This window comes from uncultured Fibrobacter sp., assembly GCF_937877005.1.
In the GTDB taxonomy this organism is placed as follows: Bacteria; Fibrobacterota; Fibrobacteria; order Fibrobacterales; family Fibrobacteraceae; genus Fibrobacter.
Window position 1 is genome coordinate 1 of the sequence record NZ_CALEFV010000158.1, and the last position, 10,817, is coordinate 10,817.

Sequence of the window (10,817 nt, forward strand, 5' to 3'; positions counted from 1 at the left end):
TGATGTTCCAGCTGACCAGGATTCCGCCCCAGACGATGACTGCGGTAAGGAACAGCAGGAACATGTTGAGCCCATCGGCGCCGACGGCGTAATGGGCGTTAAAGGCATGCAACCACGGGATGTCCATGTAGTAATGGAGTAAAAGCGGGGCTGATTCCTTGGCGGCTGTGTCAAAGCCAAGCGTGTAGAGTCTGTAGGTAAGGTAGCCGACAAGCAGCAACACAAAGGTGCCCGAAACGGCATGAATTGTCTTAAGCAGGGATTCCTTTTGCGAAGAAATCGGTGCGCAGACTAGGACCGTGAAAAGTGGTATGATCCAGATAAGGTTAAAAAGCAAAGTATCCATAGTCAAACCTGCTTAAATAGGAAGCTGCCCCAAGAAACGCCACAGGATTACGCCGACAATAAGCGTGCCCAGGTAAAAACTCAGGTTTCCGCCCTGTGCGTAGCGCACGAGGTCGCCGAGTTTGTGTGTGAACCACACGACAAACGCGAGGATTCCTTCGATAATGTAGTCTTGAATAAAGCGTGCTACGCGGGCAATACCGCCAATCACGAACTGGCGAACCACGGCGTAGTACATTTCGTCAAAGTAGAACTTGTGGTAGATAACCTTGTAGAGCCCGCTTCGGTTGGTGGCGTCGAGGGCGCGTCCGATTTTTGCCCTCGGGCTTGCATAGAAGAACCATGCTATCAAAAGGGCGACGGCGGCAACGGCAACAGCCACATACGGAATCCATTCGGCATGGGGGAGCATCACGAGCTGCGGCACGCGGAGCCTACCCGGCACAAAGTACTGCTCGAAGAGGTTCTTGCTGAGGAGGCCGCTCAACAGGGCGGGCACGGCAAGAATCACAATCGGAAGAGTCATGAAGAAGTCTTCGTGCACATGGCCTTCGGCAACGGACTTGCAGCGCGGAGCGCCATGGAAGGCCAAGAAGAACAGGCGGAACATGTAGAATGTGGTAAGGCCGCTGGTGAGAATGGCCAAGCCGAATACCACGTAATGGTGACCTTGGAAGGCCGCCAAAATGATTTCGTCCTTTGAGAAGAATCCGGAGAACGGCGGAATGCCTGCAATGGCAAGCACGCAAATAAGGCTGCACCAGTAGGTGAGCGGCATTTTCTTGCGGAGTCCGCCCATGGCGTCGAGATCGTTGGTATGTACCTGGTGAATCAGGCTGCCCGCGATTAGGAATAGGGCGCACTTGAAGAAGGCGTGCGTAAAGATGTGAAAGGTGGATGCTGTCCAGCCGGTCGTGATGACTGCGTCACCAAGCTTGCAGGCTCCGAGCGAAAACATCATGTAACCGAGCTGCGAGAGCGTGGAGTAAGCGAGTATTCGCTTGATGTCCTTCTGCGTGCAGGCGATAACTGCGGCAAAGACCATCGTGAAGGCTCCCACGACTAGAATTAGGTTTAATGTGTCGCCACAGGCTGCAAAGAACGGGAACAGGCGCGCGACCAAATAGACTCCGGCCACCACCATCGTGGCGCTGTGGATAATCGAGGATACTGGAGTCGGACCTTCCATGGCGTTCGGAAGCCAAATATGCATAGGGAACATTGCTGACTTGCCCCATCCACCCGTAAATATGAGTATGGATCCAAGGATAAGGGCGTCAGCCTTGCTTACGACCATTATGCCGAGGTCAATTGTCTCTTTTTTGAATGCGGAAAGAGTCAGGTTGTTCAGAGTAAAGAAGTCGAAGCTCTGCACTATGTAGCTCACGATCACGATGCCGAGCAGGAAGAAACTGTCGGCGAAGCGCGTAAGGATGAATGCCTGCTTGGAGGCGCTCACTGCCGAGGGCTTGTGGTACCAGAAACCGATCAGGAGATAGCTCGAAACGCCCACGAGCTCCCAGAAGATGAACATCTGGAAAAGGTTCGTTGCGGCGACGAGACCGAGCATGCTGAAGCTGAACAATGAAAGCAACGCGAAGAAACGGCCGGTGCTGCGGTCGCCCTTCATGTAGCCGATACTGTAGATGTTCACGAGGAATGATATCGCTGTGACAACTACGAGCATCATCACCGAGAGTGGGTCGACGAGAAGTCCTATTTTTGCGGCGAATTCTTCGGCGAAGCTCAGGAACGGGAACTGGAAAAGAACGGCTTTTTGTGGAGCGAAACCGGAACCGAAATAGTGGACGGCGAGTATTAGAGCCGAAACCATCGCAATACCGTTACCGGTAACGGCGAAAGCTGCTGCGGCCCTGTCCGATTTGCGCCCGAGGAAAAGCCCGTTTACCGCAAACACGAGGAGCGGCATCAAGAAAATCAAGTAGCCGATGGAAACGTCATTAATCATGGAGGTCCCTCAACTGTTCAACGTCCAGACTCTTGTAGCGGCGATACATCGACACGATGATAGCGAGGGCTATCGCCATTTCGCAGGCCGTCACGGCGATTACGAAAATGCTGAAGAGTGCACCTGCGGTAGAGTCCTTTGCGCTAAAGTAGGCGAACGAGATGAAATTGATGTTAGCGGCGTTCAGCATGAGTTCAATTGAAATTAACATGCCAATCAGGTGGCGTCTACGCATGAGGCCCCAGACTCCGATGCCGAACAGCAGGAAAGCGAGAATTAGACAATTCATTAGAGTCATTTTTCTTCTTCCTCCTTGCCTTTACGGGCTATAGTGATGGCGCAGATGAGAGTCATCAGCAAGAGGATACTTACGACTTCGAAGGGAATTACGAATCCGTCGGGTCCGTAGCCCAGGAGCCTAAGGGCGAACGCCTTGAGGGAGGCGTAACCTTCGGGAGCGACTACGGCGCCACTCGAAAGACCTTCGACGGGCAAGAGGCACTTGACCATCACGATTACGAAAATGATCGAAAGGGCGAATGCCGCGAATATTCTTGGAATCTTGACTGCGAAAGCGTCTTCGCCGAGGTGACTTGTGAGAAGAATGGTGAATACCACGAAAATCACGACGCCGCCCACGTAGACCATTACCTGGGCAAGCGCAGTGAATTCGGCGTGCAGGATAAGGTAGAGAATGGCCGTAGCGACAAAGCTAAAGATAAGGAATACGGCGCTCTGCAGGATGTTCTTGACGGCGACTGTACAGACGGCAGTAACAAGAATAGCGAATGCTACTATGTAGAACGCGATGTCCATTCCACCGGTAGGGAATGCTATGTTTTGCGGGATAAGACCTGCTAAAAGAGTTTGGGACATTAGCCTTGGCCCTCCTTCTGGTTCAGAATCATTTCGAGCGTATTTGGATCGGTCGTTGCGACTTCGAACGCCTGGCTCATGCGGATAGCTCCAAACGGGCAGGCTTCTACGCAGAGACCGCACTGGGTGCAGCTCGCAAAGTGGTAGACGTAACGGCCGAGCACCTTTTTGCCCGCGATGTTCTTGGTCGAAAGCACGTTAATCGATGCGTTCGGGCAGGCGCGTTCGCACATGCCGCAGGCGGTGCAGTGATTGTTTCCGTCGGCGTCTTCGATCATCTCGAGGCGTCCGCGGTAGCGTTCGTGCATCTTTAGCGTCTTCTTGTTTTCGGGGTATTGCTCGGTGACAATGCGCCGTGGGTCAAAAAAGTACTTTAACGACACGGATAAACCGCAGATCAGGCTCCACGGACCCGTGATGCAGCGCTTCAGGTAGCGCTTGATGTATCGACGTGTAGAAATTCGTTCTTGCATATTAGACCAAAATCATGTAAACTGCGCCGGCAGTGAGAATCACCAGGTTCACCGGCAAAAGGAATTTCCATTCAAAGTCCATGAGCTGGTCCACGCGGGGGCGCACAAAGGTCCAGCGGACCATCATGTAGCACCAGATCATGAAGTAAATCTTTGCAAAGAACCACACGAAGCCAGGAACCATCTGCAGGTAGGTGTCGATCGCTTCGACTCCGATGCAGGGCGCGTGGAATCCACCCAGGAAGCAGGTGGCGGCAAGTGCCGAGTTCGTGACCAGGGCGATGTATTCGGCCAGGTAGAACATGGCAAACGGGGTGCCGTTGTATTCGGTGTGGTAGCCGCCGGTGAGTTCCTGTTCCGCTTCGGCGATGTCGAAGGGGGCGCGGTTCATTTCGGCGGTAGAAGAGATGAAGAACAGGATAAAGGCGATGAAACCGATGACCGGAATCTTGAAGATGAACCAGTCGAGAACGGTGCCGGACTGACTCATGGTAATGTCCATCAGGTTCGTGGAACCCGAAACCATCACGACGAACAGGAGAATCATCGCAAACGAAATTTCGTAGCTAATCATCTGGGCGCCGCTGCGCAGCGCACCGAGCAGGGAATACTTGTTGTTGCTGCTCCAGCCGCCGAGCAAAATGCCAAGCACTCCGAATCCGTTCACGGCAATGATCATGGGGATGCCCATGTCGATATCGGCGACCACCAGGTTCTTGTCGAAGGGAATCAGGGCACAGACGATGAACGGAGCGATGAGCACAATCATCGGTGCCACATAGAACATCAGCTTGTCGGCGCCGCTCGGGGAATAGACTTCCTTGAAGAGCATCTTGATCACGTCGGCGATGGTCTGCAGCGTGCCGTGCCAACCAAGGCGCATGGGCCCCAGGCGGCATTGCACGTGGGCGCAAACCTTGCGTTCCATGTAGATAAGGATCGGAGCCGAACCGATGTTCACCGCACACACGGCCACGACGCAAATCAAGGCGTTCACGAGGAATGCGGTGACGCTATCAAGCGTTGTGTTGTGCAAGGCATCCGGCAAGTATGCCGTGAGTTTAGGAACCCAGCTGCGAACAAAGTCGCCAATCGGATGTGTTACAGAAGGTACAAACATAAATTACCTGTCAATTTCGGGAATCACCGGGTCAAGCGTTGCCATGATGGTCACGAGGTCGGAAATCTTGTGACCCTGAACCATCTTGTTGAGGGCTGCGATATGTGGGAAGCTCGGCCCACGCGTGTGAATACGGTAAGGCTTTTCGCCGGTTGTTGCGGCCACCACGTAAGTGGCATACAGGCCCTTCGCGGTTTCGATTTCGCTGTAGTAACGACCAACGGGGATACGTACGGGTTTTTCCTTTGCGCGCCAGGGACCGTCCTTGGGGAATTTTTCAATACATTGGTAAAGAATGCGCATGGACTCGTGAATTTCGGCTATGCGCACCGTGTAACGGTCGTAGCAATCGCCCGTATAGGTGACGGGAATGTCAAATTGGAACTGGTCGTAAATACTGTAGGGATTTGCCTTGCGCACGTCGAAGTCGACGCCGCTTGCGCGAAGTACCGGGCCGGAGCATCCGTAAGCAATGGCGTCTTCGGCAGAAAGGATGCCGATGCCCTTGCTGCGTTCCAGCACGATGACGTTTTTGGAAAGGAACCTTTCGTAGTCCTTCATGGCGCCTTCCAGGTGCTTGAGGAGCGCTTTCACGCGGTCGATAAAGTTCTCGGGAACGTCATAGCGGCTGCCACCCGGTCTAAAGAAGTTGGTGGTCAGGCGCGATCCGGTGACTTCTTCCAGAATGTCATGGATCATTTCGCGTTCCTTGAAACCGAACAGCAAGCAGGTCTGGCCGCCCAAATCGCCGCCGAAGCAGCCGAAGAATACGAGGTGAGAGGCGATTCTACCCAGTTCCGAAAGCATCACGCGGATGTATTCGGCCTTTTCGGGTACGCCGATGTTCATTCCCTTTTCTAGTGCAATTACGACTCCTAGATTGTTTTGGATGGCCGTCAAGTAGTCCTGACGGTCGGACATCGCGATGTACTGCAGGTAGCTCATGGATTCCGCCTGTTTTTCCATGCCGCGGTGGATGTAGCCAAAGTGCGGCACCACTTCCACGATGGTTTCACCGTCCATACGGAGGGCGAGACGGAGTGCGCCGTGGGTACTGGGGTGCTGCGGACCCATGTTGATGAAAAATTCTTCGGTATTGGTATCGCGGGTAATCTTGAATCCCGGGGGAAGTCTCGTTGCCATTATACGGGCCTCCTGATCATTTCGGGGTGCGTAAAGTCCTTACGCAGGGGGAAACCTACGAAGTCCTTGTCCAAGAATATGCGGCGCAGGTCGGGGTGACCTTCAAAGTTGATTCCGAACATATCGTATACTTCGCGTTCCTTGACTTCGGCTCCCGGGTACAGGTGGCTGATAGTGGGAACTGTTCCGAGCAACGCTGTAGGACGTCTTTCTTCGGGAATATTGAAATCTTTCTTGATCTGTACGCAGAAGAAAACCTTGTGACCCAGTTCGATGCTGCGGAGCTGCGTCACCATGTCAAAGTGATCGTCGTAATCAATGGCTGTGACATCAATCAGGTAGTTCATTTTGAATTCGGGATCGTTCTTCACGTATTCCACGGCGGCCACATAGTCTTCGACATTGATCATCACTTCGAGCGGATGGTCGGCGGGCATCGCCTCGATTACGCTCTCGATGGGGTCTTCGCTATGAGTGTGTACAGTAATGTTCGGGAACTTCGTTTTGAGTTTCCTATAGATGTCAATCTGGTGCATGCCGAATCGCTTGCACGGTATGCGCGGTACTTCGGGAAAATCCTCTTTCTTGATTCGCACTGGCTTGAATGAACTCTTGTAGTCAGGATTTTCTTCCTTGAATTTCGCACGGGCCTCGGCCATTTCCTCGTCTTTTATCTGTTCGAGGGCTGCCCAGGTCTTGGCAGCTTCGCGGTAGCGGTCCATCGTGGACACATTGCGAATTTCACCTTCGTGCCAAGGGTTGCGACACGTTTCCTTGAGAATTTTTTCACGTAGCGTTAGAAGTCCGTGGAACAGGGCTTCGGGACGTGGCGGGCAACCGGGAACGAAAACATCTACAGGAATCAGGTTCTGCGCCCCGCGCACCACAGCGTAGTTGTCGTAGATGAACGGTCCGCCGCTGATGGTGCAGGCGCCCATCGCGAGCACGTATTTAGGACCAGGCATCTGTTCCCACAGCATTTGCAGTGCGGGCGCCATACGGCGGGTAATGGTACCGGCGATAATGAACAGGTCCGCCTGGCGGGGCGATGCGCGGAACACTTCGCTACCGAAGCGCGCGATGTCGTAGCGGGCCATGGAGCTACTCATCATTTCGATGGCGCAGCAGCTGGTGCCATAGGTGAGGGGCCAGATCGAATTTGCTCGGGCCCAGTTTACAACGTAGTCTATCGCGTTGACGACATACTTGCCGCCCGGGATAGGATCTAAAATCTTAGGAGCGAGGTTAATTATTCCCATTTGAGAATTCCTTTTTTCCATGCGTAGGCAAGACCTGAAACGAGAATTGCCATGAAAATCACGAGGTCAATAACGACGATAGCTGGCGACAGGGGCGTGTGACCAGCCATGATTTCCTTGAAGTTCGCCATGACGGGAAACAGGAAAAGAGCTTCGATATCAAAGACGAGGAAAAGAAGTGCGAAAAGGTAATAGCCGACTTTGAACTGAATGCGTGCATTTCCGATAGTTTCCATGCCACATTCGTAGGGGGCCATTTTGTTTTTGGTGTTCTTTGTTCGGTAACCGAGTAGAAGGCCCACTACGGTAGCTGCTGCCGCGATAAACGCGCCAAGGAAAAGGAATATGGATAGGATGATATACTCAGACATAATTATTTCTCATTTCACATTACACATTTCACACTATTAATAGAAGTTCTGTAGTTCCTGAACGGTCCCGAACAGGGTGTTGCCAATCTGGAATCGGTCAAGTACATGTTTTAGCAAATCCTTGAATTCATCGACTGTTGCCGCATTCATCTCGTTTAGCTTTTCCTGAATGGTGTTCACGTAACCCGATCCAACCGGTTTTGTCTTGAGGTCCTGCATTTCGCCTGCCCAGCGCTGTAGCATTTTGTCCGTATCGATGCGGGCTATCACATAGTGCGTAGTGGAGAGCATTTCCTGTAAAAAGTGAACGAGGAAGATTTCCTCTTGTAAAATGCCCCATCGCTTGTCCTTGGAGTAGAGAGCGGCGTTTTCGGTTTTGCCATAGAATACCGCTGCCTGAGCATATTCGAGGCATGTCATGATCAGCCTTTCGAAATGCTTGATTTCCTTGTTTAGTCCTTGGAACCAAATGGTGTCCGCCACGGGATTGGGTTCGTTGTGCTCCACGATTTCGTTTGGTAGCAAAGCTCTGAAGGCGTAATACACTTCCTCGTAATAGCGGTTGCGCATACGACAGTTGAACGCTCTGTTCTTTAGGGTGTAGTCGCTATGGTGGAGCTTGGGTATCATGATTTTACCACTTGTTTTACGCCGGGGATATTCTTGATGCTCTGTATAATGGAATCGACCTGTTCCTTTCGAAAGGCCTTGAAAACGAGGCGGATACGGCCGGAATAATGCTGGCTGGCCGCGGTAATGCGGTCAAGGAACACGTTGGCGCGTTTGAGTTCCTGCAATACGTCCAGGGTAATGTTCTTGCGGTTTTCGGTTTCTAGCGTCAGGTGAGTCTCGAAGGAGTGCTTGATGTCGTCGCTCCATTCTACGGCAATGTGCTGTTCGATGGGCAGGTTTTTCAGTTGCGGACAGTCGGTTGTATGGACTTCGATACCGATCTTTGGACGGAGAATGCCTACGACCGGGTCCCCAGGAACCGGGCTGCAGCATTTGGCAAAATGAACCACGAGACTGGTTTCCTGGCCTATCTGCAGGGGCATGTCGTCCTTCCGGACAGCCTTTGAATCTTTGTTGAACATGGGGAAGAACCGTAACGAAGAGGATTCCTTCTGTGTCGTCTCTCCGCCGTTCAGAAAACGCTGGATGTCCAGTAGTGGCAATTCGCCCTGGCCGATGCGTTCATAGAAGTCGTCGATGGTGGGGGTGCCGAAGTACTTGCAGACGCTTTCTTCGGAGGGACGTTTTGCCTTCTCGATTTTCTGAAGGCGCAATTCGCGGTCCCATATTTCCTTACCTAGGTCAATGGCCTGCTTCATGAAACTGTTCTTCATCCAGCGACGCAGTTCCTGTTTCGCCTTGACCGTCTTGACCATTTCAAGCCATTCTGGACTTGGTTCCTGGTGCGGACTCTTGAGTACCTGGATTGTTGCTCCGTGAGTGACGACTGTGTCGAGATTCACCACTTCATCGTTAATCTTTGCACCGATACAGTGCAACCCGAGCTCCGTGTGAACAGCAAAGGCGAAGTCCAGGACGATGGATCCCTGAGGAAGTTCAATAGAAGTTCCCTTCGGGGTGAAGACCGTCATGCCGGCGGGTTTAAGGTCCACCTTCAAAAAGTCCAGGTATTCCTTGGAATCCGAAATTTCGGACTGCAACTTGACCATGTGGTTTAGCCAGGCAAGTTCTTCGCCTTCATGCTGCGTTTCCAGCTTGTAGGCCCAGTGAGCAGCAAACCCCTTTTCGGCTGTCTGATCCATATCCTTGGTTCTGATCTGAACTTCGACCATCTTGTTTTCGGGGCCAATAACGGTCGTATGGATGCTTTGATAAAGGTTTGGCTTAGGAGTTGCGATATAGTCCTTGAATCTGCTTTGCAGCGGAGTCCATAGGTTGTGTACATATCCCAAAGCTAGGTAGCATTCGGGAATCGTCTCGACGATGATGCGGATGGCGAAAATGTCAAAAATGTCCTCGAACTGGCATCCGCGGGCTATCATCTTGTTGTAGATACTGTAGATGTTCTTGGTGCGGCCTTGGATGGTGCAATCGAAGTCCTCGAGCGCCATCTTGATTTGCAGAGGGCCAATGACCGACTGGATATACTTTTCGCGAGATTCCTTATTCTCGATGAGCAGGTTTACCAGTTTCTGGTATTCGTCGGGATTGACATACTTGAAACTCAGGTCTTCGAGCTCGTTCTTCAGCTTGTAGAGGCCGAAACGGTGCGTGAGCGGAATGTAGATGTCAAGCGTTTCCTGCGCAATGGCTTGCCGTTTTTCGGGCTTCATGTAGCGCATGGTGCGCATGTTGTGGATGCGGTCCGCAATCTTGATCATGATGACCCGCGGATCTTTCGCCATGGCATTGATCAATTTGCGGTAGGTCTCCGCCTTTTGGGCCGTCTTGCTCGACTCTTGCGCGGCAGTAATCTTCGTGACGGCGTCGACCATGAAAGCCGTGTCATCTCCGAATTTAGCCGCAATTTCCTGCAGCGAATGGTCTGTGTCCTCGACGACGTCGTGCAACAGGCCTGCAAGTACCGTTGACTGGTCCTGTTTCAGGTCGGCAAGAATCTTGGCTACTTCGTATGGGTGCTCGGTATAGGGCATGCCACTCTTGCGGTATTGCCCTTCGTGTGCCTCAGCTATGAAAGTAACAGCCTTCTCAAGAATCCCACGCTCCAGCTTGGGATTCTTCTTTAACAGCACATCCACGATGTGTGCTTGATTCGATGTGAGGCTCACTTGTTCCATCATTATAAATAATATCTAAAAAATTGCGGTTTGGAATGGCTTTTTTTGCTAAATATGCGAAAAATAAGGGTTTTCAAACTTTTTATCCGTTGTTTTTACAAACAACGTTTTGTTGTACGGAGGAAGTCTTTTTTTTGTAAAGAATTTTATCTTATGGGTAGGTGAAAATGCACCTCTCTGCTAGGGAGTCGTTTGGGAAAAAGGAGGACTGTTCCGAGGACCATTTTTGGGTTGGTTTGATCCTCAGGAACAATAAAGAGCCCCTAGCCGTGACCGGAACTGAAAGGCTCTGGTAACAGCCGCACCCGACTTGCGGGGTGCGGCTATTTTTTTTCAACTTTGATTTTTTTTTTGGGGGGGGGGCGTTTACGCGCCGGCGTCTTCGAGGCGCTTCACGTGACAGTAGGCGAGTTCCTTGGTCCTCTCGTCACGTAAGTGCAGGCTTGAGCCTTCGCAGTAGCGCCAGTACTTGCATTTTTTGCAGTCGCCG

General features: G+C 52.0%; 10 protein-coding genes and 1 pseudogene. All 11 read right to left on the reverse strand.

The features are described from left to right. Positions 1–346 (reverse strand): annotated as a pseudogene (locus Q0628_RS07345) (NADH-quinone oxidoreductase subunit M); the annotation flags it as partial. Positions 347–358: 12 nt separating this feature from the next. Beyond that, complete coding sequence (nuoL, locus tag Q0628_RS07350) at positions 359–2,314, reverse strand: NADH-quinone oxidoreductase subunit L (protein WP_298769631.1); 1,956 nt, start codon at positions 2,312–2,314, stop codon at positions 359–361. Next, on the reverse strand, positions 2,307–2,612 hold the full coding sequence (nuoK, locus tag Q0628_RS07355) for an NADH-quinone oxidoreductase subunit NuoK (RefSeq protein ID WP_072798596.1): 306 nt from the start codon (positions 2,610–2,612) through the stop codon (positions 2,307–2,309). Before nuoK ends, nuoL begins: the two co-directional genes overlap by 8 nt. Next, positions 2,609–3,190: an NADH-quinone oxidoreductase subunit J gene (locus tag Q0628_RS07360; protein WP_298769633.1), complete on the reverse strand. Its 582-nt coding sequence runs from the start codon at positions 3,188–3,190 to the stop codon at positions 2,609–2,611. The genes nuoK and Q0628_RS07360 overlap by 4 nt, the downstream gene beginning before the upstream one ends. Continuing rightward, positions 3,190–3,663 (reverse strand): 4Fe-4S binding protein, encoded by a 474-nt coding sequence (locus Q0628_RS07365; protein WP_298769635.1) that lies wholly within the window; start codon positions 3,661–3,663, stop codon positions 3,190–3,192. Before Q0628_RS07365 ends, Q0628_RS07360 begins: the two co-directional genes overlap by 1 nt. 1 nt (position 3,664) lies before the next feature. Continuing rightward, positions 3,665–4,783 (reverse strand): complex I subunit 1 family protein, encoded by a 1,119-nt coding sequence (locus tag Q0628_RS07370; protein WP_298769637.1) that lies wholly within the window; start codon positions 4,781–4,783, stop codon positions 3,665–3,667. A gap of 3 nt (positions 4,784–4,786) precedes the next feature. Further along, positions 4,787–5,926 carry an NADH-quinone oxidoreductase subunit D gene (locus Q0628_RS07375; protein WP_298769639.1) on the reverse strand — a complete coding sequence of 380 codons (1,140 nt, stop codon included), beginning with the start codon at positions 5,924–5,926 and terminating at the stop codon, positions 4,787–4,789. Beyond that, the gene (nuoB, locus tag Q0628_RS07380; RefSeq protein WP_298769640.1) at positions 5,926–7,185 is read right to left on the reverse strand and encodes an NADH-quinone oxidoreductase subunit NuoB; all 1,260 of its coding nucleotides are present in this window, start codon (positions 7,183–7,185) and stop codon (positions 5,926–5,928) included. The genes Q0628_RS07375 and nuoB overlap by 1 nt, the downstream gene beginning before the upstream one ends. Further along, on the reverse strand, positions 7,176–7,556 hold the full coding sequence (locus Q0628_RS07385) for an NADH-quinone oxidoreductase subunit A (RefSeq protein WP_298769642.1): 381 nt from the start codon (positions 7,554–7,556) through the stop codon (positions 7,176–7,178). Before Q0628_RS07385 ends, nuoB begins: the two co-directional genes overlap by 10 nt. Before the next feature lie 36 nt (positions 7,557–7,592). Next, positions 7,593–8,186 (reverse strand): hypothetical protein, encoded by a 594-nt coding sequence (locus tag Q0628_RS07390; protein WP_298769644.1) that lies wholly within the window; start codon positions 8,184–8,186, stop codon positions 7,593–7,595. After that, positions 8,183–10,330 (reverse strand): bifunctional (p)ppGpp synthetase/guanosine-3',5'-bis(diphosphate) 3'-pyrophosphohydrolase, encoded by a 2,148-nt coding sequence (locus Q0628_RS07395; RefSeq protein ID WP_298769645.1) that lies wholly within the window; start codon positions 10,328–10,330, stop codon positions 8,183–8,185. Before Q0628_RS07395 ends, Q0628_RS07390 begins: the two co-directional genes overlap by 4 nt. Between the last annotated feature and the right edge of the window lie 487 nt (positions 10,331–10,817).

Excerpts from the sequence above, each read along its gene's own strand:
- nuoL (WP_298769631.1), bottom strand. The coding sequence starts at position 2,314 with ATGATTAATGACGTTTCCATCGGCTACTTGATTTTCTTGATGCCGCTC.
- nuoK (WP_072798596.1), bottom strand. The coding sequence starts at position 2,612 with ATGACTCTAATGAATTGTCTAATTCTCGCTTTCCTGCTGTTCGGCATC.
- Q0628_RS07360 (WP_298769633.1), bottom strand. The coding sequence starts at position 3,190 with ATGTCCCAAACTCTTTTAGCAGGTCTTATCCCGCAAAACATAGCATTC.
- Q0628_RS07365 (WP_298769635.1), bottom strand. The coding sequence starts at position 3,663 with ATGCAAGAACGAATTTCTACACGTCGATACATCAAGCGCTACCTGAAG.
- Q0628_RS07370 (WP_298769637.1), bottom strand. The coding sequence starts at position 4,783 with ATGTTTGTACCTTCTGTAACACATCCGATTGGCGACTTTGTTCGCAGC.
- Q0628_RS07375 (WP_298769639.1), bottom strand. The coding sequence starts at position 5,926 with ATGGCAACGAGACTTCCCCCGGGATTCAAGATTACCCGCGATACCAAT.
- nuoB (WP_298769640.1), bottom strand. The coding sequence starts at position 7,185 with ATGGGAATAATTAACCTCGCTCCTAAGATTTTAGATCCTATCCCGGGC.
- Q0628_RS07385 (WP_298769642.1), bottom strand. The coding sequence starts at position 7,556 with ATGTCTGAGTATATCATCCTATCCATATTCCTTTTCCTTGGCGCGTTT.
- Q0628_RS07390 (WP_298769644.1), bottom strand. The coding sequence starts at position 8,186 with ATGATACCCAAGCTCCACCATAGCGACTACACCCTAAAGAACAGAGCG.
- Q0628_RS07395 (WP_298769645.1), bottom strand. The coding sequence starts at position 10,330 with ATGATGGAACAAGTGAGCCTCACATCGAATCAAGCACACATCGTGGAT.